Origin of the sequence: Kribbella sandramycini (assembly GCF_013131805.1) — a bacterium.
Taxonomy (GTDB): domain Bacteria; phylum Actinomycetota; class Actinomycetes; order Propionibacteriales; family Kribbellaceae; genus Kribbella; species Kribbella sandramycini.
Map to the genome: position 1 here is coordinate 42,278 of NZ_JABJRC010000015.1, position 24,975 is coordinate 67,252.

Sequence of the window (24,975 nt, forward strand, 5' to 3'; positions counted from 1 at the left end):
GGCCGCAAACCCGACGCTTATCCCAGAACAATCACAAACCTTCGGCCGTCACGCAATGCTGTTGCGTCACAATCCGGTGCGAAGTCGCCCACGGAGCACCGGTAGCCTTGGGTGGTCCAGCTCAGGTCTGCGGAAGGTCAGTCGTGCTCATCGCCGGGTTCCCCGCGGGTTCGTGGGGTACGAACTGCTACGTCGTCGCCACCGGCCAGGGCGCGGAGTGCATCGTGGTCGACCCGGGGCAGGGCGCCACCGCCGGGGTCGAGCAGGTCGTCCGGGAGAACAAGCTGAAACCCGTCGCGGTGCTGCTCACCCACGGTCACATCGACCACATGTTCTCGGTCCTCCCGGTCTGCGGCACGTACGACGCGACCGCCTGGATCCACCCCGGCGACCGGCACCTGCTCGCCGACCCGATGGCCGGGATCAGCCGCGAGACCGCCGCGATGCTGCTCGGCGGCAACCACGAGTTCGCCGAGCCGGACGACGTCGCCGAGCTCGCGGACGGCCTGAGCCTGGAGCTGGCCGGGCTGAGCTTCACCGTCGACCACACCCCCGGTCACACCCAGGGCTCGGTCACGTTCACGACGCCGTACCTCGGGCCGGAGGACGTGCCCGCGGTGCTCTTCTCCGGGGACGTGCTGTTCGCCGGGTCGATCGGCCGGACGGATCTGCCCGGCGGCGACCATCCGGCGATGCTGCATACCTTGGCCACCAAGATCCTGCCGATGAGCGACGAGATCGTCGTCCTGCCGGGTCATGGCGGCCAGACCACGATCGGCCGGGAGAAGGCCACCAACCCCTACCTGCAGGACCTGGAGATTCCCACACCATGAGTAAGGTGACCCCGCTCAGCGGGTTCCCGGAGTTCTTACCGTCCGACCGGATCGTCGAGCTGCAGTTCCTCGACACCATCCGGGAGACGTTCGAGCTGCACGGTTTCGCCTCGGTCGAGACCCGCGCGGTCGAGCCGGTCGAGCGGCTGTCCAACCAGGGCGAGGACGCCGACAAGGAGATCTACGGCGTCCGGCGGCTCGCGGCCGAAGCCGGTGAGGACACCTCGCTCGGGCTGCACTTCGACCTGACCGTCCCGTTCGCCCGCTACGTGCTGGAGCACGGCGGCAAGCTCGCGTTCCCGTTCCGCCGCTACCAGATCCAGAAGGTCTGGCGCGGCGAGCGCCCGCAGGAGGGCCGGTACCGCGAGTTCACCCAGGCCGATATCGACGTCGTCGACAGCGGCGAGCTGCCGAACCACTACGAGGTCGAGCTCCCGCTGGTGATCGCGGAGGCGCTGCGCAAGCTGCCGGTGCCGGAGTTCGTGGTCAAGGTGAACAACCGCAAGATCCCCGAGGGCTTCTACCGCGGCCTCGGCCTGGACGACGTCGCCACCGTGCTCCGGATCGTCGACAAGATCGACAAGATCGGCCCGGAGAAGGTGATCGAGCGCCTGGTCGAGTCCGGCGCGACCGACAAGCAGGCCCGGCTGGCGGTGCAGCTGGCCGACATCTCCAGCCCGGACACGTCGTTCGTGGAGCAGGTGCGGGCGCTCGGCGTCGAGCACCCGACGCTGGACGAGGGGCTCGAGCAGCTCAGCCAGGTGATGGCGGCCGCGGCCGAGCACGCGCCCGGTCTGCTGCTGGCCGACCTGCGGATCGCCCGCGGTCTGGACTACTACACCGGCGCCGTCTACGAGATCTACCTGGTCGGCCAGGAGTCGTTCGGGTCCGTCGGCGGCGGCGGCCGGTACGACGCGCTCGCGTCCGACGGCAAGACGACGTACCCCGGTGTCGGTATCTCGATCGGCGTCTCGCGGCTGGTGCACCGGCTGGTCTCGCAGGGGCTGCTGAAGGGCACCCGCAGTACGCCGACCGCCGTCCTGGTCGCCCTGAACGCCGAGGAGGACCGGGCCGAGGCGATGCGGACGGCGGCGCGGTTGCGCGCCCGGGGGATCCCGGTCGAGGTGGCGCCCGCGGCGGCCAAGTTCGGCAAGCAGATCAAGTTCGCGGATCGGCGGGGGATCCCGTTCGTGCTGTTCAGCACCGAGAACGGTCCCGAGATCAAGGACATCCGCAGCGGTGACCAGCAGCCGGTCGACCCGGCCGTCTGGACGCCGCCCGCGGCCGACGTACGACCAGGTATCGAAACCCTTCAGGAGAACTCGTGATCCGTACCCATTCCGCAGGCTCGCTGCGTGCCGAGCACGCCGGGCAGACCGTGACGCTGGCCGGCTGGGTGGCGCGGCGGCGTGATCACGGCGGCGTGGCGTTCATCGACCTGCGCGATGCGAGCGGCACGGTCCAGGTCGTCATCCGCGACGAGGAGGTCGCGCACCCGCTGCGCGCCGAGTTCTGCCTGAAGATCGTCGGCGAGGTGAACGCGCGGCCCGAGGGCAACACGAACCCGAACCTGCCGACCGGCGAGATCGAGATCATCGCGACCGAGGTCGAGGTGCTGAACTCGGCCGACCCGCTGCCGTTCCCGGTCGAGGAGCACCACGCGACGCCGGTGAACGAAGAGGTCCGGCTCAAGTACCGCTACCTCGACCTGCGCCGCCAGGGCCCGGGTGCGGCGCTGCGGCTGCGCAGCCAGGTGAACAAGGCGGCCCGCGACGTCCTCGCGAACCACGACTTCGTCGAGATCGAGACGCCGACGCTGACCAAGTCCACGCCGGAGGGCGCGCGCGACTTTCTGGTCCCGGCGCGGCTGCAGCCCGGCTCCTGGTACGCGCTGCCGCAGTCGCCGCAGCTGTTCAAGCAGCTGCTGATGGTGGCCGGCATGGAGCGGTACTACCAGATCGCGCGCTGCTACCGCGACGAGGACTTCCGCGCCGACCGGCAGCCGGAGTTCACCCAGCTCGACATCGAGATGAGCTTCGTCGACCAGGACGACGTGATCGCGCTGGCCGAAGAGGTGCTGGCGTCGCTGTGGAAGCTCGTCGGGTACGAGATCCAGACGCCGATCCCGCGGATGACGTACGCCGAGGCGATGGCGCGGTTCGGCTCCGACAAGCCCGACCTGCGGATGGGCCTCGAGCTCGTCGAGTGCACCGACTACTTCAAGGACACCCCGTTCCGGGTCTTCCAGGCCCCGTACGTCGGCGCCGTCGTGATGCCCGGCGGCGCGGACCAGCCGCGGAAGCAGCTGGACGCGTGGCAGGAGTGGGCCAAGCAGCGCGGCGCCAAGGGCCTGGCGTACGTGCTCGTCGGCCAGGACGGCGAGCTCGGCGGCCCGGTCGCCAAGAACCTGTCCGAGGAGGAGCGGGCCGGGCTGGCCGACCACGTCGGCGCGAAGCCGGGCGACTGCGTCTTCTTCGCCGCCGGTCCGGTCAAGTCGTCGCGGGCGCTGCTCGGCGCGGCCCGGCTGGAGATCGGCCGTCGCGGCGGCCTGATCGACGAGTCGGCCTGGTCGTTCCTGTGGGTCGTCGACGCGCCGCTGTTCGAGCCGGCCGACGAGGCGACCGCCGCCGGTGACGTCGCGGTCGGTTCGGGCGCGTGGACCGCCGTCCACCACGCCTTCACCTCCCCGAAGCCGGACTCGGTGGACACCTTCGACACCGACCCGGGCTCGGCCCTGGCCTACGCCTACGACATCGTCTGCAACGGTAACGAGATCGGCGGCGGGTCGATCCGTATCCACCGCGAGGACGTCCAGAAGCGGGTCTTCAAGGTGATGGGCCTGACCGACGAGGAGGCGACCGAGAAGTTCGGCTTCCTGCTCGACGCGTTCAAGTTCGGCGCGCCGCCGCACGGCGGGATCGCCTTCGGCTGGGACCGGATCACCGCGCTGCTGGCCGGTACCGAGTCGATCCGGGACGTGATCGCGTTCCCGAAGTCCGGCGGCGGGTTCGACCCGCTGACCGCGGCCCCGGCGCCGATCACCCCGGCCCAGCGCAAGGAGGCCGGCGTCGACTTCAAGGCCGAGGCCAAGAAGTCCTGACGTTGCGTACTTGAGCAACGCTCCTGGGGCGGTGGGACGGTGAAGTTCTTCATCTCCGCCCGCCCCAGGAGTGCTCATGCTCAAACGTGTTCTCGCGTCGGCTGTCGCCGGCGCAGCGATCGGTGTCGCCGTGACCGTTCCGGCGTACGCCGCGCCTTTCACCACCACCGCGTCGAACCTGAACATCCGCTCCGACGCCTTTCTGTCGGCCTCGGTGGTGAAGGTGCTGGCCGGGCCGACGTCGGTCGAGGTCGACTGCCAGAAGTCCGGTGACTCGGTCACCGTCGGCTCCCGGACGACGACCTGGTGGGCGCATCTGCCCGCGCACAGCGGCTATGCGACGGTCGCCTACATCGACACCCCAGGTGCGAAGCTGCCCGGCGTACCGGACTGCCCGCAGGATCCTCCGCAGACCGGTGACGTCACACTGGCCGACGTCCAGGCCATGTTCGGCAGCCGGATCGCGAACCCGTCGCTCGTCCAGACCGGACTGCCGTCGCTGAACCAGGCGATGCGGGACGCGAATATCAACACCGCCCGCCGGAAGGCGGCGTTCCTGGCCACGCTCGTGCACGAGTCGCGGCTGGAGTACAACATCCGCGAGATCGGCGACACCCGGTTGTACGGCGGCCGCGGGTACATCCAGCTCACCGGCGACTTCAACTACGGCCCGGCCGGCCGCTACTTCGGGATCGACCTGCTCGGCAACCCGGAGCTGGCCCGCTCGCTGCAGTGGAGCGCCCCGATCGCCCGCTGGTACTGGACGGTCGCGCGCAACATCAACCCGTACGCCGATGCCCTGGACATGGGCCGGGTGAACGCTGCGATCGGCTACCCGGCAGGTTCCGAGGACACCCGGCGCTGTGACTCGTTCAAGAACGCGCTGCGCTACCTGACCGGGTCGGTGCCGAGCGGCGTGAAGTGCACGCGCCCGGCCAAGATGTCCGGTGACACCAGCAAGCTCACCCGCACCCAGTTCGAGGCGCTCACCAAGTCTCCGGGCACGGTCGGCTGAATCTGGGTCGAAGGGCTGGTCCATCAGGGTCGAAAGGGTTGCCGAGGGGCGGAGATCGGTGAAAAGTGACCGTAGAAAGTGGTCTATTGGAAGATTTTCACGGATTTCCGTCCCTCCCGCCCTGGAGTTCCAGATGATCCTTCGCCGTCTCAGTACCGCACTACTGGCCGGACTGGGCGTCGTCGCCGCCGGTCTGGTCGCCGCGACTCCCGCCCAAGCGGCGGTTTTCTCCACCTACGGCACCGGTGTGAACGTCCGCGCCGACGCCTACCTCAACGCCACGATCGTCCGCACGCTGCCCGGCCCGACCCAGATCGACGTCGACTGCCAGAAGCGCGGTGATCGCGTCACCACCGGCGAAGGCACCAGCGAGTGGTGGGCCCACGTGCCCGCGCTCGGCGGTTACGTGTCGGTGGTCTTCGTCGCGATCCCCGAGGACAAGCTGCCCGGGGTCGCCGAATGCACGACCGAGCCCGAGCCGCCGTGGGTGGACGTCACCTACGCCGATATCGACGCGATGTTCCGCAGCCGGATCGCCAAGCCGGAGACGGTGAAGGCCGGGCTGCCGTCGCTGAACCAGGCGATGCGGGAGGCGCAGATCAACACGCCGTACCGCAAGGCCGCCTTCCTGGCCACGCTGGTGCACGAGTCGCGGCTCGAGTACGACATCCGCGAGATCGGCGACACCCGGCCGTACGGCGGTCGCGGGTACATCCAGCTGACCACCGAAGGCAACTACCGCGCGGCCGGCAACTACCTCGGGGTCAATCTGATCGCCGAGCCGGAGAAGGCCAGGTCGCTGGAGTGGAGCGCTCCGATCGCCCGCTGGTACTGGACGGTCGCGCGCAACATCAACCCGATGGCCGACGCGCTCAAGATGGGCCGGGTCAACGCGGCGATCGGCTACCCGGCCGGCGCTGAGGACGGCCGCCGTTGCGAGAGCTTCCGGGTGGCGATCGCCTACTTCACCGGTCAGCCGGCTCCCGTGGTCAACTGCAGCCGCACCGGCAAGATGGAGGCGGACACCAGCGGTTTGACGCGCGCCGAGTTCGACGCGCTGGCCAAGCAGGAGGACAGCCTGAGCACACAGGGCAGCCGCGGCTGACCCTTTCGAGCCGGCCGGCCCCGCAGGGTCGGCCGGCTCGTCCGCGGTTTACCCGAAGGTCTTCGCCCAGACCTGCTTGCCGTTCTCGTCCAGCGCACGGACGTCGACCTCGGACCGGCCGTGTTGGGCCTCGGCGCCGGGTAACGCGGCCGCGACGTAGCCGGACGAGTCCTCGACGTTCACCCAGAACCACGGCGATGCGCCTTCGGTGCCGCGGATCCGGAGCTCGACCCGAGTGACGGCCGGGTCGGTGCGGAACGAGTAGGACGCCCGGGCCTCGCCGTCGACGGTCGACCAGGCCCAGGTGCCGCGGACCGGTTCGTTGTACCAGGTGCGGTCCTCCAGGACGACGCCGTCGCGCAGGAACTCGCCGTCCAGGCACTGGTACCAGACGTTGGCGGGCCGGGTGACCAACGTGAGGTGCAGCCGCGGAAGGTCCCCGGGGATCTTGATCCAGCGGGCGCTGCGGATGGTCTTCGCGGCCTCCGGATTGCCCAGGTGGTTCGGGTAGCCGTATGCGTTCTTCTTCGGGGTGAGGCACTCACGAGCCGCCGTGTCGATCTCCGGAGGGAAGGCAAGGCCGTTCTCCAGCGTCTGCTGCGGTGACTGGTCGGCTGGGAGCTGCACGATGCCGGCCGGGCCTGCTGGGCCGCCGCGAGACTGGCTCAGACCGACCACACTGGCCGTGCTGATCGCCACTGCGGTGACGGCTGCGACGATCGGTACCCAGGTGAACAGGACACGCCGGTGCGATCGCGGCTGCTCCTGCCGACGCGCTTTGCGAACCAGCTCCTGCTTGAGGTCAGCGGCGTACTCCGGGTCGAGTTGCTCGACCGGCGGGGGAGTGGTGAGGTTCATCGGTTCTCCTCCAGCAGTGCGGGCAGACGACGGCGTGCCCGGGACAGCCGGGCCTTGACGGTGCCCTCGGCGACTCCGAGGACGACAGCGGCGTCCGCAATCGACAGCTGGGCCCAATAGACCAGTTCGATGGTCTCCCGCTCATGGCGGGGAAGGGCAGCCAGAGCTGCCCGAACGGCCCGAATGTGCTGCGCCGAGTCCACTCTGGCCGCTACGGCCTCGGAGTGGTCCGGGTGATCCAGTGGGGCTGGCTGACGCAGCAGAAACTGCGTTAACCGCCGCCGCGCCCGCGTGCTGTTCCGCAACTCGTTCCGCGCGATCGCCAGTAACCACGGCTTCGCGCTCCCGTTCTGCAGCGGGCCGGGGTCAGTGCGCCCGAACTGCCGCCACGCCGTCACGAAAGTGGCCTGTACGGCGTCGTCGGCGTACGCGTAGGAGCCGGTATGCCGCACTGCGTAGGCGTGCACCGCCCCGGCGTACCGGCTGAACAACTCCCCGAGCGCCTCCGGGTCCCGCGCCCGCAGCGCGTCCCAGAGGTCCTCGTCCCCGCCCACCGGCGGCGCATGGTCCGTCCGCCGCGAAGTCATCGTCATACCCCTAAAGGTCCGCACCCGCCTGTCCGGTTGCAGTACTACCATCGCAGCATGGTGCCGGTGGACCTCTTGGCGCACCTGCGCCGCGCACGTGACACGGCCGACCGCCACTTCGCCGAGCCGCTCGATCTGGCCGCGCTGGCCCGGGCGGCCGGGGTATCGAAGTACCACTTCCTGCGGTGCTTCGCGGCCGAGTACGGCGAGACGCCGATGCAGTACGTGACCCGGCGACGCATCGAGCGCGCTGCCGACCTCCTCCGGGCGACCAACTTGACGGTCACCGAGGTGTGCACGCTGGTCGGCTACAGCAGTCTGGGCACGTTCTCGCGGCGCTTCCGTGAACTGGTGGGGACGACGCCCACGGCGTACCAGCAGACCCAGGCCGGTGCCCGGATCCCAGGGTGCTTCGTCTTCATGCTGGGGCTGGACTCCGCAATTCCGGAGAAGCAACCGCGGCGGACGGACGCCTACGGTCGGAGTCTTACCGAGGAGGAGCAACTGTGATCACCAACGTGCATCTGGTCACCGTCTACGTGAACGACATCGACGAGGCCAAGGCGTTCTACACCGACAAGCTCGGCTTCGTGCTGAAGACCGACATCACGCTCAGCGCCGACTTCCGCTGGGTCACCGTGCACCAGGCCGACCACCCCGAGCTGGAGCTGGCCCTGATGCTGCCCGGCCCGCCGATGGACGCCGAGTCCGCGGACGCGGTCCGCCGGATCGTCGCCAAGGGCATGATGCACGGCGTCGGCCTGGCCACCGACGACTGCCACAAGACCTTCGCCGAGCTGGTCGCCAACGGCGTCGAATACCTCCAGGAACCCTCCGAACGCCCCTACGGCATCGAGGCCGTCCTCCGCGACAACTCGGGCAACTGGCTGGTCCTGGTGGAGCAGCGCCCGTACAGCCCGGCTGACTTCGGCTGAGGCACTGCGAGTGAAGTGAGAGCGGACTGCGAGCGCCGGTGGCTGTACTGAGGCCGGCTCCCGCCGGGGGCCGCCGCGACGGGAGGTCGCGGCTGGACAGCCCGGGAGGGACCTCGCATGGGAGAGCTGGCGCAAGTACGGGAGAAGACGTGGGAGCCGGCGGTGCGCGCCGTACCGGCCGGACGGACTCGGCTGGTGCTGGGCGACCTGGACGCCGTCCAGGTGCGGGTGGTGTCGCCGCCGATCACCAGCCTGACCGCCATTCTGGTGGACGCCGTCGGAGGCCCGCGCCAAGGCGTCCCCAGAGCCTGGACGACGGCGCTACGTCGTGACCTGCCCGGTGCGGCGGTGGCCGCCGTCGCAGCCCAGTTCGAACACGGCCTGCTGCCGGACTGCCTGACTCCGATGAGCACCGCGCCGATGGACGAGCAACTGGAGCGAATCGCCGACCTGAGCCCGCAGGAGCTGGTCGACAGCATCGACGCGATCCTCCCCGACAGCCCACCGGCGTCCTGGAACACCGCCCTCCGCAACCCCACCAGCTGGCTGGCCCACTACACCGCCGTCCTGACCGCCGCCTGGCGCGTCTACCGCCCGATCTGGGCCGCCAGCACCCCACTGCGCGAACGCGAAACCGAACGCATCGGCCGCGCCGCAGTGACCGGCACCCTCGACCTCGTCCTCAGCACCCTCGCCCAACGCACCACCTACGCCGACGGTGTCCTCCACCTCCCCGACGCCCTCCCGTACCGCTCCGACCTGGCGAACCGCCCCCTCCACCTCGTCCCCCTGGTAGCCGGCACCCGCGCCTCCATCTTCAACCTCGACGACCCCACCCAAGCCTGGATCGGTTACCCCGTCCCCGGCTTCACCCCCACCACCCCCGCCCCCACAACCACCGACGTCCTCACCCTCCTCCTCGGCCCCGTCCGAGCCACCCTCCTCCGCACCCTCGAAACCCCCACCACCATGGGCGCCCTCGCCCACCGCACCTCCCTCAGCCCCAGCCGAACCACCTACCACTGCACCCACCTCACCACCGCCGGCCTCATCACCCGAACCCGCACCGGCCAATCGGTCCAAGTCCACCGAACCCCCCGAGCCGAAGCCCTCCTCAACCTCCTCACCTGACCCCCAGCCGGGCCCTGCGCTCGCAGGGCCCGGCCGGTTCAGGTCAGCATCCCCGCTTGGTCACGACGCAGGCGATCGATGGATTGAGAATGTTCCCCAAGCCACCGCGAGTGGCGAGTTGGGTGCCCCAGACGGTCAACCGGGTGGGCACGATCCCGATCGCCCACTGCGCTCCGCGGACCCAGTTGACGCCGTCCTTCTGGTTCATGTCGTTCCATGCCGCCTGTGCGTACAGTGTGACGCCGCCGCCGAGGAGCCCGGCTCCGAATCGGGCTCCGTGCCCGGCGATGGCTGCCGCGATACCGGCCGCGCTGCCCGACTTGACGAGCTCGACTCCCCAGCTCGCATCGTCCTTCTCGGTGTTGCCGATATCCATCCCGCTCCAGGGGTAGGGCCAGCCGTCGTGCTCACCCCACAGATTGAGGTCCACCGAGCCGCGTTTCGGCCGGCGGATCTGCTCGGCCGCTTGCCGATGGGCGGCGGCCCACGCGGCCGCGCCGGTGGCCGCGGTGTGCGCGGCAGCGTTCCTCAGCAGGTCGTTGGAGTGCTTCAGCATCGCGTCCAGCTGTTTCGCCTCGGCGCCGCCGACCCAGCGTTTGAGTCGTTTGGTGACGCGTTCCTGGACCTTGACGAGCTCACGGATGGTCTTGACGATCTTGACCATGCGCCAGGTCTCCCGCCAGGCCCAGTAGCCCAGCGCGGCTCCGAAGGCGTGGAATCCCATCATCCGCAGTGCCTTGGACGCCAGCGTCAGCGTGCGGACGAATACCCGGGTCCGCTGGAGCCGGCGCTCCTCTTCGATGACGCGTTTGTACGTGACTTTCAGGACCGTGCGGAGGCTGGTGACGGTGTCGATGACGTAGCGCTGACCGTCGGGGTCACTGAAGCTGACCGGGCTGTTGTTGGCGTAGGCGTAGGCGTTCAGCTGCTGTGGGTCCTCGTGGTCGATCATGGGGTCCACCGAGACGAACTTGCCCAGGACCGGGTCGTAGTCACGCGCGTCGAGGTGCACCAGACCGAACGCGGCGTCCTCGACACCACCGACGAAGCCACGCTGCCCGGGCCAGGTCCCCGGGGCGGCGCCGCGGGTTTCGCCGTACGGCGTCGTCCGGCGCCGCTCGGCCGCGAGACTGTCGGCATCGACCTGGATACTCATCGTGCCGTGGTGATCGCTGCTGACCCAGTTGAGCTTCGTCGAGCCGACCCGGACGGCGACCTTCTGATCGCCTAGTGAGTAGTACCGAATGCCGAGTATCGAGCCGTCGGCGCCCAGCGTCAGCTCGCTGTCGCCGAAGAACAACGTGGCGCCCTTGGTGTCCTTGCGGAGCAGGCGGTTGCCATCGGCGTCGTACACACTGCTCGCGGTTTTGCCGCCACCGGCGATGGTGTCCACCCTGCCGTCGCCGGTCCACGTGAGGCTGTCGGTCGTCCCGTTCCGTGTCCGAGTCTTCAGATTGCCGGACGCGTCGTAGGTGTAGGAGTCGGCCTTGGCGCCTGTCGTGACCTTCTGAACCGCGTGCGGCCGAGCCTGACCGGCAGCGGGGTACTCGTAGGTGCTGCTGGTCTCTGTGGTCGGGGTGATCCGCCTTTCGGTCTTTCGGTTGCCGGTCACGTCGAACGTCCAGCTGTGCCAATACGGCGCCGGTCCACCGAGTGCGGCCTTGGCCGGCGCCGCTGCGCAGTCGCCGCTGCCCGGCGTCCAGGCATTGGTCAGCCGACGGTAGTGGTCGTAGCCGAAGCACTGGGTGTCGACGGCGTCGATCGTGGTGGGCGTGTCGGTGACCTTGGTGACGTTGCCGGACTGGTCGTACGAGTACTCGACGTTCGACTCGAGCCCGTTCGGCGTCATGAATCCGGCGCTGCGCAGTTGGTGCGTGCCGATGTCGAAGTCGTAGTGCTGCTCGGCCCAGTTGTCACCGCGCTCCATCTTCAGCCGGAGGGTCTCGCCGTACGGCGAGTAGTCGACCTCGGTGACGTAGCGATCCGCGCCGATCAGGCTGGTCGGCCGGCCGCGGTCGTCATAGGTGTAAGTGAGCGTCTCCGCCGGCAGACCGCCAATACCCGGCAGCTTCACTGTGGCGAGTTCGCCGCTCGCGTTGTAGGTCCGGCTGCTGGTGTAGGTACCGGCCAGACCTCCCTCGCTCTCGGGGATCTCCATCTGCTCGCCGGTCGGTCGGCCGGCCTCGTCGTAACCGGTGAAGGCGGTGGTGTAGCGCTGCCCGTTGGCGTAGCGCGTCGTGCTGGTGAGTGAGCCCGGCCTGAGCGTGTCGTACTTCCACTCGCTGACGAGTTCGCCGTCCACGCGGACCGCCGTACGGCGACCGACTTCGTCGTAGCTGACCGATTGAACGACGCCCCGGGCGTCCGTCGACGACACCATCCGATCGAGCTCGTCGTAGCCGTACGTGGTGATGCCCTTGTCGGGGTCCGCTGCCTTGATCTTCCGGCCGCGCTGGTCGTAGAAGTAGCGCCACACGTTGCCGGCCGGGTCTCGCACCGTCGCCAGTTGCCCGGCCGGGTGGTAGCTGTACGTCGTCGCGTCGTACGAGCCCGTCGCCTTGTTGCCGTGGTACTTGCGCAGTTCGACGAGCCGGCCCTGAATATCCGTGATCCGCGTCGTCGCCTGCTCGCCCGTCGGTGGCTCGGTGGTCTGGACGCCGGTCGCGTTGTCGTGCGTCCGCGTCCACAGTTGCGCGCCTTGGGACGTGAAGGACTCCGCTTCGGGCCTGCCGAGGCGGTCGTAGCTGGTGAGTCGCTGAGCCGGTAGATCCCGCTCGTTCGCCGGCCGGACGATCTCGAAGCCGAGCGGAGCCTCGTTGTAGTACGGCCCGTTCTGCTTCACCTCGCGGCCCTGGGAGTCGTAGATGTAGTCGGTGATGACACGCCCGACGCCGTCCGCGGACTCCGACTGGGTCTGGCGGCGGCGCATCAGACCGTCGCTGAACTCACGCTTGACCTCGGTCTTGCCGCCCGGTCCGAGTGAGACCGTGGTGACGAGCCCGGACTTGTCCTGCCCGTCCTGGTAGAGCGTCTTCTCGTTCGGCACTGTGCCCTCGTTGCCGGCCAGCCAGGTCTCGACCACTCGGCCGAGGGCGTCGCGTTTGGTGGTCGACTTCCGGCCGGCCGGGTCGACGACCTCGGTCTCCTCGCCCCAGGCGGGCTCCAGCTTCGTCGTACTCGTCTGGCCATTCGGCTGGATGCTCTTGGTCTGCGTCACCGGACCGCCGTCGCGCGGGCTGTACTCGATCGCCGTCGTGTGGTCCTCTGCATCGGTGGCTCGCTCCAGCCGGCCGAAGACGTCGTACGACGACGTGCTCGTCGTCTGGTAGATCTCCTTGCCGGCGGCATCGAATCCGGTCAGCCGCCGCACAGCCAGCTGTGCGCCGGTGTCCGGGTCGTGGGTGACGCGCTGATCGGAGAGGACGTCGGCCTGCGTCCACGGCTTGTCACAGGCGACCCCGAGCCGCTGCTCCCGCGACTGCAGTGCAGTCAATCCTCGGGAGGGGTTGGAGAAGTATTCGTAGCGGGTGCAGGTGTCGTCGGTGGGGGTGGATTTGTCGCGTTCGTCGGTCTTGGACTCGAGGAGTCCGGTGGTGGGGTTGAAGGTGTTGGCGGAGGCGCTCTTGCGCCAGCCGGCGCCGACGGCTTCGTCCTGGGTTACCGCTTGTTCTTCGACCTGGTGGGCGGTGGTGGTGGCCCAGGGGCGGTCGCGGGTGGCTCGGGCGGCGGAGATCCAGTGGGTGGTGAGGGAGCGGTCGACGAGTTTGTCGCCGTCGTAGGTGGACTGTTCGCGGAGTTTGCCGGACAGGGCGTTGGTGTCGGGGGTGGTGGCGCCGGTGGAGTCGGTGATCTGCACCGACTTCCTGCCGCCGGCGGCGAGTTTGTCGCCGTCCATCCCGCGGAAGTAGGTGTTGACCTTGACCTGTTGCGGGCCGTCGACGCCGTCGCCGGTGATCACCTTGACCTTCTCGTAGCCGCGCCACTGTGACCAGGTCTTCTTGCCGACCTCGACCAAGCCGTCCTCGTCGTCGTAGCGCCAGGCGGGCGGGGTCAGGTACTCGACCTTGGTGACGGAGCCGGTGGTGCCGCCGACCAGGTCGACCTCGGTGACCGAGCCGACGACGTACTTGTGGAACCAGTCCTCGCGTTCGGCCTGGTTCTGCGGGGTCCACTTGATCGGGTGGCAGCGTTTGGTGTTCTGGTCCGGGGCGGGGACGTTACCGGGCAGGCTGCAGTCGGCGCCCAGGTAGCCGACGACGATCTGGCCGCCGGTGCCGTAGGTGATGGTCCGCATCCGCGGCCAGTTCAGCGCGGGCTGGCCGAGCGAGTCCGGGCCGAGGATGCGGTTCGGCTTCAGCTCGGCGCCGAAGGTGGTTTCGGGCAAGGTGGTCTGGCCCGCGACCAGGCCGACGTTCGTGATGCCCTCGAGCCACAGCATCGGGGAGCGGCCCTCGTCCTTGGGGTCGAGGTAGGTGTGCCGCAGCGACCACGAGCTGACCGGCGCGTACGCCGAACCGCGCCAGACGTGGGTGGTGACCTTGGCGAGCCGCTTCTTGGTCCAGAACGACGGGTAGAACTTGTTGTTGCAGTTCGTGTCGCTGGTGCACTCGAGGTCGAGGGGCGTGTCGGGGTAGTCCGACGCGACGCAGCCGCTGGACTTCACGCAGCGCTCCGCGGTCTCGAAGGTGACCGCCGCGACCCGGGCGGCGTCGTCGAAGACCTTGCCGTCGCGCTGGCCGTACTCGATCCGCCTGACGTGACCCGAGCGGGTGTACTTGCTGACCGTGGTCGCGGTGCCCGCGCGGGCGTACCGGTTCTCCTCGCGGTCGTAGAACAGGCTCATCGTGTTGCCGAAGGCATCGACCACGTGGTCGAGGTTCCAGCGGTACGCCTGAGCGCAGTACGACGCCGCGAACGTTGCCCCGTGACACGGCTCGCCGGCGTGGTTGCCGAAGACCGGCATCGTGAACACCGACTGGGTGTCCTGTTCGGCGGACGTGGCCCCCGGCAACTTGTTCTGCCCGAAGTAGAACTTGGTCCCGGCCTTGTCGGTGAGCACCCAGTGCTCGCCGTCGTTGTCGCCGTTGGCGGCGCCGGTCTTCCGCTCGACGGTCATCCCGTCGTCCGTGCGGGACTTCCATTTCCTGGTGTCGTCGTCGAGGATCAGCTCGCCGCCGGCGCCGTTCAGCGCGAACGTCGCGTTGTCGGTCGCCCAGCAGTAGTCGCCGACCGGGGTCGTGCCGTTGTTGCCGGTCTGCTCGGACTTCCCGCCACAGGGCGCGTACTTGCGCTCGATCGTGCCGCCCGGCGCGAACTCGAAACCGGCGCCCGCCCACGAGGACTGGCTGTTGCCGGCCGTCGTCCGGCCGTCGACGCTGCCCGAGGAGTAGCTGAGCGACAGGTCGGCCTTCGGGCCGCCCAGGCTCGGCGGAACCTGCATCGGGTACGACCAGGCGAAGTCACCCGAAGAGCCGCCGACCTGCCAGGTAGCGGTCGGGCTCAGCGAGGTCGCCGTCGCGTCACCGGACGGACCGGACGCCGCGGCCTGCAGTGCGAACGTCGAGAACTCCGCACCGACCGGTACGTCGGCCGCGACCTGGCTGCGACCGTCGTTCCGCGTCGGCAGCGGGATCGCACGACACGCAGCCGCCGTACAGTCCGGCAGTTTCACGAGCTGGAGCCGGGTGCTCCAATCGCCGCCGAACGCCTGCTTGAAACCGCTGTAGTCGAGTTGCAGCGACACCGGCCCGGCTGCGCGGACGCCGTCCGTACGTCGTACCCGCAGCCGGACGTCGTTGCCGACCCGGCCATCCAGCTCAACGGCCACCCGGGCCGGAGCAGCTGCAGCCTTCGCCAGGCCGGGAGCACTAGCTGGGCCGATCAGCACCGGCAGCACCCCCGCGCGAGCCCCGCGGAACTGCTCGCGCCCGCTCAGCTGCTTGCTGAACTGCTCGCGGCCATCGGGCTTCGGTACGGCGACCTCGGCCTTCCCCGCCTGCGGCCAGACCGGCGCCGGGATGCCGGACACGGCCAGCTCACCGTCCCGATCCGGTACGCCGGTCTTCGCCGGGATGTCCTGGACGGGGATCGGCTGGTCCTTGCGGGCCTGCCAGCCCGCCCGCGGATCTTTGCCGCTCCGATTGTCGGGTGGTGGCGTGGCGGCGGACAGCCCCGGCGTACTCGCGAGCAAGCTGAACGCCACCATCCCCGCCACAGCGGCCTGGTACACCTGCCGTCGTCGACGACGCATGGATCTACCTCCTGAATGGGACGGAATCGCCCCGAGTGAAGCGACCGTCCGGGAGGCCGGGCAACGATTTCACGAAACCTGAAAGCAGCCCTGCAAGGAATCTTGTAATGCTTCCGGCCGGGCCGTGGGCGATGTCAGCGTGACTGCCGTCCCCGATCCCGCCTCATGCCGAGGGAGCCCGTCCGTGCGCCGTCCCGGAATACTCAGATCGCTGGCCGTCCCGGCCGCTCTCCTCCTGATCCCGTTGGCCTGGTCGCCCGAAGCGCCGGCAGCCGCGCCGGTGGTCCCGCAGCCCGCGGTCCAGCAACCTGCGGCGCGGCAACTGCTGAAAGGACCGGCCGCCGAGGCCCGGCGGACCGGTAAGGCTGTCGAGGTGGCGACGACCGAGACGAGTCAGGTCTTCGTCGATCCGGACGGCAAACGCACCTTGGTCCAGCACGCGCAGGCGGTCCGGGTCCGCACGGCGAAGGGCTGGGCGCCGGTCGACCACACGCTGCGATTCGGTGCCGACGGCAAGGTTCGGCCGGTGTCGAGCGGCACCGGCCTGGTCCTGTCCGGCGGCGGCCCGGGCGCCGATCTGGTTGCCCTGGGCAAAAAAGGCTCCCGGGTCCGGCTGGGATGGCCGGGTGTGCTGTCACGGCCGGTGCTCCAGGGCTCGGCCGCGACGTACCGGGAGGTGTTGCCCGGCGTCGATCTGGAGCTGCGGGCCGAGCCGGCCGGCTTCACCAAGGTGCTGGTGGTGAAGAACCGCGCGGCCGCGCTCAACCCGGCGCTGCGCCGGCTGAAGTTCCCGGTCCGCGCCGAAGGCCTGACGATCAAGACGACGCCGGCCGGGACGACGGTCGCGTCCGATCGCAAGGGCCGTACAGTCTTCAGCTCCGGTCAGGCACTGATGTGGGACGCCGCCGAGCGGACGGCGGTGATGCCGGTCGAACACAGTGCCGGAGTGCTGACCGTCGTCCCCGATCACCGCCTGCTGACCGGCCCGGGCACTAAGTTCCCGGTGCGGATCGACCCGCCCTGGACGAGCTTCGTCGGCGATCTGTGGACCCACGTGAACCAGGACCACAAGGGCCAGTCGTACTGGGACTACGACCGCGCCCAGGGGGCGAAGGTCGGACAGGCGTACGGCTCCGACACCGACGTTTACCGCTCGCTGTTCAACCTGAACACGACGGGGATCGCCGGCGCGCGAGTGATCGACGCCAAGTTCAGCATCACCCTCGACCACAGCCCGTCCGGGACGCCGAAACCCGTGCAGCTGTGGCACACCCGGCCGATCAGCCGCGCCGAGCCGGTGACCTGGACGTCGACCGAACACGGCTGGCTCGAGAACCTGGCGACCGCCGCGGGCGCGGCCCGCGAGAACGATTTCGCGATGGGCTTCACCTCGGTCCGGTTCAAAGAACTCGTCCAAGGCGTCGCGGACCGCCGCGACTCCAGCATCACCTTGGGTTTGCGGGCTCCCGACGAAGGTTCCGGCCAAGAGGCCGAGCTGCAGTGGAAGAGGTTCCACGCCGGGACGGCGGCGCTCGTGGTCACCTACAACACCCCGCCGCGGATGCCGATCCGGGTCAACTTCACCACCCCGCGGCCGTGCGGGACGCAGGCGGCGCCGACGGTGATCGGCACGCTCACGCCGCAGTTCTCCGCGGTCGTCAGCGATCCCGACGGCGACAACCTGTCGAACCGGCTCGAGGTCGCGCGCTGGCCGGAGAACACCTCGGCGCACCTGCAGGACTCGGCGCTGACCGGTAGCGGGACCGCGTTCAGTTGGTCCGCCGTCCCCGAGGGGCAGCTGGTCAACGGCGGCACCTACTTCTACACCGCTCGCAGTGACGACAAGGTCGCGAACGACGGCGTCGAGTTCGGCCCGTTCAGCGAACCGTGCTTCTTCCGGATCGACATCAATGAGCCGAAGGCGCCGACGATCAGCTCGACGGACTTCCCGTCCGGGAAGCCCGGCCTGCCCGCCCGCGAGGTCGGCTTCCTGGACCTGCGGCCGGCCGCCGGTGACACCGATGTGGCCGAGTACCTCTACGGGTTCTCCCGGTCGAAGATGACATTGCGGGTCAAGGCCGGCGCCGACGGTACGGCGCGGCTGCCGATCACCGTCCCGTCGAGCAGCCGCTCGTTGTTCGTCAGCGCGGTCGATCGCGCCGGATCGGCCGGCCCGCCGACCTCCTGGACCTTGATCGCGAAGGCGAACCCGGCCAAGTATCAGGTCCGCGGCGACGTGAACGGCGACGGCGCGGCCGATGTCAATCTGGTCCTCGACCATGGCGCCGGCCGGACCCGTGTCTGGAACCTGGCCAGCAAGGACGGCGTTTTCACCAACGGCACCATGGCGTGGGACAGCGACAACAGCGGCGGATTCCCGCTGTCGCGCACGCGCCCGGTCCAGGGCGACTTCACCGGGGACGGCAAGGCCGATATCGCGCTGTTCCGCGATGAGCCCGGCCACCGCGTCGGCCTCTACTTGCTGGAGTCCGACGGCGACCGGTACGACGCCCGGAGCGGACCGGTGTGGCAGCGGACGACGGCCGGCTGGACGGTCGTGTCGGCCCGAGTCGCCGCGGGCGACGTAACTGGCGACGGCGTCGCCGACATCGTGCTGCAGCTCAACACCGGTCAGGGGAACTGGCAGGTGGTCGTCTATCCCGGAAAGAACCTTGGTGCGCCCGTGCAGTGGTTGCAGACCGCCGCAGGCTCGGGGGAGTGGGCGCACAGCAAGCTAGTGGTCGGCGACACCGACGGCGACCAGGTCGACGACCTCGTCGTCCTCAAGAAGACGGCTGCGTGCACCACTGTGGTCGACAGCTACCGTTCGACGCGCAGCGGGTTCGAAGCGCCGTCCGTCGCGTTCTCCGGTGCCTACTGCCTCGACAAGGGCAACCCGGTGATCGGGGACGTCGACGGTGACGGCAAGGACGATGTGGTGACGATCTACGACGACGGCGCCGACTCCCGGCTCCGCGTCTTCCGTTCGACCGGCACCGGGCTGACCCTGCAGGACTGGTGGACCGGCACCGGCTGGGACGCCGTCCGCTCGTACCTTCAAGTCGGCGACTACGACAAGGACGGAAAGGACGACGTCGCACTGGTGTCGTCGCTGACCGGCGGTGGCCGGGAGGCGTTCCAGCTCCGCTCGACCGGGACGGCGTTCGGCACACCGGCGTCCGGCTGGAAGGAGGCGAACGTCGGAGCGAGTACGGCGCCGCCGTTCGACCTGGAAGCCCGGACGTACGAGCTGGTCGCGCGGCACAGCGGCAAGTGCATGGAGGTCGAGGCGGGCGCTCAGCTCGGGACTCCGGTGTTTCAGCAGTGGGACTGCTTCGGCGGTCTGCACCAGCGGTTCCGGATCGTCCCCGTCGCCGGCACTGAGCAGTACGAGCTGCACCCGGCCCATGTGAACGGCGGCAACGGTCTGAAGTGTCTCAACGTCCCGAACGCGGAGAATGAGGTAGCGGTCGTGCAATCGACCTGCCAGGGGACGGGCAACCAACAGGTCCTGCTCGAGTACGTCGAGGGCAGCAGCTACGACGCCGTGTTCCGGATCAAGTTCGCGCACAGCGGCAAGTGCGGCGGTGTCAGTGGCGGCACGGCCAACGGCAACGATCTGGTCCAACGGCCGTGTGCGGAGCAGTCCGACCAGCAGTGGGTGGTCCGGGCGGCGCTCAACTCCCCGCAACTCGACGGCCGCTACAAGATCCGGACGATGACGACGATCAACGACGCCCAGAAGGACTATGTGCTCGACCTGACCAACTGCGACGGCGCCCAGCCCGTCCGGCTGTGGAACTGGTCCAACACCCAGTGCCAGCGCTGGCAGCTCAAGCCGCTCGGGGACGACGTCTACCAGATCATCGATCCCGGCTCGCAGAAAGCACTCCAGGTCGCCGGCTGCTCCCGGCTGATCGGCAGCCAGGTCGTCGCCTTCGACCTCGACGCCAGCGACTGCCAGACCTGGCGGATCGAACCTGCCGTTGACGGCAGCCACACCGTCCAGCAAACCGAGTCGGGCCTGGTCCTCGACGTACCGGGTTGTGTCAGCACCACGACCAACTCGATGAACGTCTGGGAGTACTGGCAGGGCCCCTGCCAGCGCTGGAAACTCACCGCCTCGTAACGAGCTTGACTCCACTTGTTTGTATCAATACATTTGGTACAAACAAGTGGAGGGAGCGGGGACATGCTGGTGGTGCTCGGGGTGATGGTGGTTGCGCTGGTGATCATCTGGTCGCAGCGGAAGCGGGCGGCTGAGGCGGAGGTGAACCGGCTGCTGCGGTCGGGTGGGCTGCCGGCGGATGCGGAGTTGTGTGAGTCGGCGCGGCTGTGGTTCGTGCGGCGGCAGGACATCGTGGTGCTGGGTGTGCTGGCTGGTGTGGTGGTGACGACTGTGGGGTTGCTGGTTGCTGATCTGGGGTTTGGCGCTGACCTGGTGACCGGGGGTGAGCTCGATCTGCGGTTGTTGACGCTGTTGTTCGCGTTCGTGGCCGCGCTCGGTGGGGTGGCGACGCTGGTGCATGGGTACCGGGCGGTGCGGTTGTCGCGGGTGGAGGGGGCGCGGCAGGCGGCGTTGCGGCCGCGGCGGCTGGATGACTACCTGAATCCGATCGAGGTGTTCGCGCATCGTGTGATCGTCGTGGTGCCGCTGGTTTGTGTCGGTCTGGGCGTTGTTGTGCTCGGGAGTGCGGATCGGCCGGCGCGTGGGTGGATTCTGATCGGTAGTGGGGTTCTGGCGGTGCTGCTGTGGGCCGGTGGGGTATGGCTGCAGCGGATGGCGCTCGGGGTCAGTCAGGCGTCGGGGCGGCCGGAGCAGCTGCTCTGGCAGGAGGCGTTGCGGGCGGCGACGCTGCGCGATCTCGGATCGGCGATGATTGCGGTCTGCTGGTTGCTGGGCGCGGCGGTGCCGAGCTCGTTCGAGTGGCCGGCTGATGTCCCGGCGGCGTTCGAGTGGGTGGGGTTCGCGATGTTCCTGGTGTCGATGGGGCTGATCTGCGTGACGACGGCGGTCGCTGTCAGTCGATGGGGGCTCGGCCGGGTCCGGCGGGTCGTCGGATGATCATCTCGGTGGATCCGGCCGGTGCGAAACCGCCGTACGAGCAGGTGAAGGAGCAGATCGACGGGCTGATCCGGCGTGGCGAGCTGGCGCAGGGGACGCGGCTGCCGACGGTGCGCCAGCTGGCCGGCGACCTCGGGCTCGCGGTGAACACGGTGGCCCGCGCGTACAAGGAGCTGGAGGCCGACCGGATGATCGAGACCCGCGGCCGGAACGGCACGTTCGTCCTCGCGGCGCGCAGCCAGGTGGACGACGAGGAGACCCGCGCGGCCGCGACGGTCCTCGCGCGGGCCGCCCGGCGGGCCGGGATCAGCCTGGCCGAGGCGACCGAGATCCTGCACCGGGCCTGGTAGAGGTCCGATCTTCCTGGCCGGGGCGGTGGGGTGGGGGCGGAACAGAAACTGAAACGATTCCAGTCACCGACCGTCAACGTTGTAACGAGGCCTGTACACGCTCTCATGGGGTTGCTACTGTCCGGCCAGATTTGACATCGATGTCAGCGACAGGGGAGTGGTCACGATGGTCTCGAGACGAACGTTCCTGGCGGGCAGCGGCGCGGTGACGGCAGGAGGAATCGGACTCGTTCCGGGGCTCACGACGGCCGCAGAAGCTGCTTCATCGACGTCCGGCAGCCCCGCCCGGCTGCTGCCGGCCTTCAACCGCCCCAAGCACCTGCACTACGGCGATGCGAGCAAACTCAGCGGTCAGGATCAGACGCTGCTGACAACGTTGCAAGGCATCGTCAACCGCACCCGGCCCGAGCTGTACTTCCTGTTCGACACCGGCACCCAGAGCACGCCGGACGCCAAATGGCTGACCGACATGCGGCTGCCGACGACACTGCACCGCAACCCGCTCGACCTGGTCGCCAAGTACCGGCACCGGGTCCGCGGCGCGATCGTGTACGACCCCGCCGTACCGGATTCGCTCAACGTCGCCACCACGCTGGCCGGCCTGGAGGACGCCGTCGTCGCGAACGCCGACCAGGTCAAGGCGCACGGGCTGCGGATCGTGAAGGACCTGCGCGGCCAGTTCGACGACGACCGGCTGAAGACCTACCGGTGGCAGCTGGAGAATCTGTTCCCGCGGGTCACCAAGAAGCTGCTCGCCGGCCTGCCGCCGACCCGTGTCGTCGCGGTGGAGAACGTGCAGTGGCAGGAGATCGCCCGCGAGACCCGCCAGATCCGGGACTCGTCCAACCGCGGCAACTACGACCTCGACGTCTCGCCGAAACTCGGTAAGGGCAAGGTGTTCGTCCGGTTCCAGGACTCGTTCGGCAACGACGGCTGGGGACCGTCGGTCTCCGAGGTCTGGGTGAAGGCGAACGGCGTCGAGATCGCGCACTTCAAACCCGGTACGCCGGAGGAGGAGCAGTACCTCTTCGACGGCGCCAACTCGAGTATCGGCGGCGATGCCAACCGGTTCAGCGACGGCGGCGGCTACTACATCTACGCCTTCGACCCGCCCGCCGGTACGACGTCCCTCGTGGTCACCGTGACGATGTGGAACCAGTACCTGGTGACGATCACGGACACCGCGCCGACCCGGATCGAGCCGTTCGCGTACTTCCGCGACTACGTGACGGCCACCAAGGCCCTGGTGCTCTGGCTGCCGCCGAGCGGCGCGTCCGGCGAGCTGCTGATCGAGCACTTCGCGAAGTGGCCGACGCTCGCGCCGTACATGGGCTGGTTCGCGAACGACGTCGCCGGCGAATGGGACGGCGTCGACCTGGCCTCCAAGGGCGGGTCGCCGGTGATCGCGGCCGACTTCTACATGAACGGCACCGTGCACGCGGGCTACACCGCGCCGATCTCGGACAAGGTCCGGCCGATCCGGCGGATCACCAAGCCGAAGAACAAGGTCTACCTGACGCTCACCTTCGGCGAGGGCGACAACATCCAGTACTGCCAGCGGCACATGCGCGAGCTGTGGGACGACCCGCACCGCGGCGACGCCCCGGCGAACTGGACGATCAGCCCGCTGCTGCTGGAGACCGGCCCGAACCTGTTCAGCCACTTCCAGCGGACGGCGACCGCGAACGACCTGCTCGTCTGCGGGCCCTCCGGCGCGGGCTACACCTACCCGGGCTCGTGGGCGCCGAGCGAGTTCACCCAGTTCCTCAAGCTGACCGGCTCGCAACTGCGCCGGACCGGCATGGACCAGGTCTACTCCTACAGCCACCGCGAGGACGACAAGTGGGTCGTCCTGTCCGAGGAGATCGCCCGCGGGTTCGCGAAGTACACGCCGCTGAAGGGCATCATGCAGACCTGGGACGGCGACCTGCTCGCCGTCCGCAAGGGCGGCCTGCCGATCGCCGGCCAGTGGGGCGCACCGGGCAACGCCGCCGAGTACAAGGCCGCGCTCGACGTCCAGGTGGCCAAGTGGGACGGCACGAAGCCGCTGTTCATCTCCGGCGGCATCAACGCCTGGAACTGGACGCCGACCGACATCAGCCAACTCGCCGCCCTACTCGACGACCGCTACGAACTCGTCCTCGCCAACGCGTTCTTCGACCTGATGAACCGCGTCCTGCCGTAATCACCAGCGGTGGGCGACGTCCACCACCAGACGAGTGTTCGCGCCCGGACCGGCGACCGTGGTGACACGGAACGGCAACCGGGCGCGAACGCCGACTCCGACGGTGGTCTGCCCTTCGAAGCTCCCGGCGTACGCGATCTGGCGGAACGTGTCGTACCCACGCACGTCGGGCGCCTTGAGGTGCCGGTCGGACGGCGCTCGGACGACGAGCTGCAGCTTCGCGCCGCCGCGGAGCGGGACGACGTGGCCCGAGCCGTCCTGGGTGACGTCGGCGACGTACCGGACGTCGTACCCGGGCGCGCGTCCCCGGATGTCGACGACCAACCGGTCGAAGCAGGCATGCCGGCCGGAGCGGACGGCGACCGCGGGCGACTGAACCATCCGGGCGTTCGCCTCGGGCAGTGACCCCCAGCCGGTCGGGCAGGCAGTTGCGTGGGTGGTGGTCTGAGGGGCGGGGGACGAGCCGGGCGCGGCCAGTGCGACGGCGGGCACCGCGGCCGCCGCGAGCGCGGCGAGGATCGTCTTGGGGGTTCGGTAGCGGATGTTCATGATGGTCCCCCTCTCAGGACTTACTCGTTGGACGCTTGCGGGTACCGGTTGGTTGACTGCGAACATGACGCCAGACGAGCTGCTCGACGTGTTTCACCGCCGGATTCGGCTACCCGATGCGGACACGATTCCGGGGTGGAAGGTGGAGCATGTCGGGCCGGTGCATCGCTCGTACGTCGAGGGCCCGGACGGTGCCGGGTTCGTCGAGGCGCCGCGTGGGCTGGGGGGCGACCCGGACGCCGTGATCGCGGGGGAGCTGGCGTTCTTCCGGGAGCGTGGGCTGTCGTTCGAGTGGAAGACGTACGCGTACGACGAGCCGGCCGACCTTGGTGAGCGGCTGGCGCGGGCCGGGTTCGTCGCGGACGATCCGGAGACGCTGATCCTCGGCGAGGTGGACCGGATCCTGGAGCGGCCCTCGGCGCTGCCGTCGAAGGCGGTGCTGCGGGAGGCGGACGGGCCGGCCGACTTCCACCGGATCGCCGTCCTGATGGACAGCCTGTGGCACAACGGGCTGGAGCGGATCGAGGAGCGGCTGTCGGCCGAAGCGCGGATGTTCCCGGAGCGGCTCTCGGTCTTCCTGGTCGAGGACGCTCTGCGCGGTCCCGACGGGCCGGTCGCCTCGGCGGCCTGGATCCGGTTCCACCCAGGCACGGGGTTCGCCAGCCTGTGGGGCGGCGGCACGCTGCCGGCGTGGCGGCGGCAGGGGCTGTACAGCGCGCTGCTCGGGCACCGGGCCCGGCTCGCGAAGGAGCGCGGCTACGAATTTCTCCGCGTCGACGCCTCGGCGGACTCCCGCCCGATCCTGCAGAAACTCGGCCTGCACGCGGTCACCACGACCACGCCGTACGAATGGACTCCGTAAGACACGCTGACTTAGGCCAACGTGTCTCGCCCCGCGCCTACTGCGCGGCACTCGGCGGGCGCCTCGCTGCACCGGAGCCGAGCCCACGATGCTCCGCATCGCCGCCTCGTCTCCAGCGCACCGATGCACTCCGCCGAGCACCTGCTCGCG

General features: G+C 69.1%; 17 protein-coding genes. 13 read left to right on the forward strand and 4 right to left on the reverse strand.

Translation table 11 applies throughout. From position 1 onward, the window contains the following. Positions 1-143: 143 nt before the first annotated feature. The 5 genes from HPO96_RS36230 (at position 144) to HPO96_RS36250 (ending at position 6,053) form a co-directional block, all read left to right on the forward strand. Entirely contained in the window at positions 144-833 is a 690-nt protein-coding gene (locus HPO96_RS36230; RefSeq protein WP_171678999.1) for an MBL fold metallo-hydrolase, read from the forward strand. Beyond that, positions 830-2,161, forward strand: coding sequence for a histidine--tRNA ligase (gene hisS, locus HPO96_RS36235; protein WP_171679000.1), 1,332 nt, complete (start codon positions 830-832; stop codon positions 2,159-2,161). Before HPO96_RS36230 ends, hisS begins: the two co-directional genes overlap by 4 nt. Then, positions 2,158-3,933, forward strand: a complete 1,776-nt coding sequence (aspS, locus tag HPO96_RS36240; RefSeq protein ID WP_171679001.1) for an aspartate--tRNA ligase — start codon at positions 2,158-2,160, stop codon at positions 3,931-3,933. Before hisS ends, aspS begins: the two co-directional genes overlap by 4 nt. A gap of 76 nt (positions 3,934-4,009) precedes the next feature. Then, positions 4,010-4,948, forward strand: coding sequence for a glycoside hydrolase family 19 protein (locus HPO96_RS36245; protein ID WP_171679002.1), 939 nt, complete (start codon positions 4,010-4,012; stop codon positions 4,946-4,948). Between the two features lie 133 nt (positions 4,949-5,081). Further along, the gene (locus HPO96_RS36250) at positions 5,082-6,053 is read left to right on the forward strand and encodes a glycoside hydrolase family 19 protein (protein ID WP_171679003.1); all 972 of its coding nucleotides are present in this window, start codon (positions 5,082-5,084) and stop codon (positions 6,051-6,053) included. A 48-nt stretch (positions 6,054-6,101) separates the two neighbouring features. On the opposite strand, the gene HPO96_RS36255 is transcribed toward HPO96_RS36250, so the two are convergent. Beyond that, positions 6,102-6,911: a hypothetical protein gene (locus HPO96_RS36255; protein WP_171679004.1), complete on the reverse strand. Its 810-nt coding sequence runs from the start codon at positions 6,909-6,911 to the stop codon at positions 6,102-6,104. Next, complete coding sequence (locus HPO96_RS36260; RefSeq protein WP_238355907.1) at positions 6,908-7,504, reverse strand: RNA polymerase sigma factor; 597 nt, start codon at positions 7,502-7,504, stop codon at positions 6,908-6,910. Before HPO96_RS36260 ends, HPO96_RS36255 begins: the two co-directional genes overlap by 4 nt. 51 nt (positions 7,505-7,555) lie before the next feature. Between HPO96_RS36260 and HPO96_RS36265 the strand changes: the two genes are divergently transcribed. The 3 genes from HPO96_RS36265 (at position 7,556) to HPO96_RS36275 (ending at position 9,564) form a co-directional block, all read left to right on the forward strand. Continuing rightward, complete coding sequence (locus HPO96_RS36265; protein WP_171679005.1) at positions 7,556-8,008, forward strand: helix-turn-helix transcriptional regulator; 453 nt, start codon at positions 7,556-7,558, stop codon at positions 8,006-8,008. After that, complete coding sequence (locus HPO96_RS36270; RefSeq protein WP_171679006.1) at positions 8,005-8,433, forward strand: VOC family protein; 429 nt, start codon at positions 8,005-8,007, stop codon at positions 8,431-8,433. The genes HPO96_RS36265 and HPO96_RS36270 overlap by 4 nt, the downstream gene beginning before the upstream one ends. Positions 8,434-8,550: 117 nt before the next feature. Beyond that, positions 8,551-9,564 (forward strand): ArsR/SmtB family transcription factor, encoded by a 1,014-nt coding sequence (locus tag HPO96_RS36275; protein ID WP_171679007.1) that lies wholly within the window; start codon positions 8,551-8,553, stop codon positions 9,562-9,564. A 43-nt stretch (positions 9,565-9,607) separates the two neighbouring features. Here HPO96_RS36275 and HPO96_RS36280 read toward each other — a convergent pair whose 3' ends face one another. Further along, positions 9,608-15,814 (reverse strand): RHS repeat domain-containing protein, encoded by a 6,207-nt coding sequence (locus tag HPO96_RS36280; protein ID WP_171679008.1) that lies wholly within the window; start codon positions 15,812-15,814, stop codon positions 9,608-9,610. A 184-nt stretch (positions 15,815-15,998) separates the two neighbouring features. Between HPO96_RS36280 and HPO96_RS39820 the strand changes: the two genes are divergently transcribed. From HPO96_RS39820 to HPO96_RS36300, 4 genes are all read left to right on the forward strand, one after another. Then, the gene (locus HPO96_RS39820) at positions 15,999-19,943 is read left to right on the forward strand and encodes an RICIN domain-containing protein (protein WP_171679009.1); all 3,945 of its coding nucleotides are present in this window, start codon (positions 15,999-16,001) and stop codon (positions 19,941-19,943) included. A gap of 63 nt (positions 19,944-20,006) precedes the next feature. After that, positions 20,007-20,879, forward strand: coding sequence for a hypothetical protein (locus tag HPO96_RS36290; protein WP_171679010.1), 873 nt, complete (start codon positions 20,007-20,009; stop codon positions 20,877-20,879). Continuing rightward, entirely contained in the window at positions 20,876-21,229 is a 354-nt protein-coding gene (locus HPO96_RS36295) for a GntR family transcriptional regulator (RefSeq protein WP_171679011.1), read from the forward strand. Before HPO96_RS36290 ends, HPO96_RS36295 begins: the two co-directional genes overlap by 4 nt. Positions 21,230-21,395: 166 nt before the next feature. Continuing rightward, complete coding sequence (locus HPO96_RS36300) at positions 21,396-23,414, forward strand: GxGYxYP domain-containing protein (protein ID WP_171679012.1); 2,019 nt, start codon at positions 21,396-21,398, stop codon at positions 23,412-23,414. Here HPO96_RS36300 and HPO96_RS36305 read toward each other — a convergent pair whose 3' ends face one another. Further along, positions 23,415-23,963 carry an AMIN-like domain-containing (lipo)protein gene (locus HPO96_RS36305; RefSeq protein ID WP_171679013.1) on the reverse strand — a complete coding sequence of 183 codons (549 nt, stop codon included), beginning with the start codon at positions 23,961-23,963 and terminating at the stop codon, positions 23,415-23,417. It lies immediately after the preceding gene. A gap of 64 nt (positions 23,964-24,027) precedes the next feature. On the opposite strand from HPO96_RS36305, the gene HPO96_RS36310 reads away from it, so the two are divergent. Next, positions 24,028-24,825, forward strand: a complete 798-nt coding sequence (locus HPO96_RS36310; protein ID WP_171679014.1) for a GNAT family N-acetyltransferase — start codon at positions 24,028-24,030, stop codon at positions 24,823-24,825. The last annotated feature ends 150 nt before the right edge of the window (positions 24,826-24,975 follow it).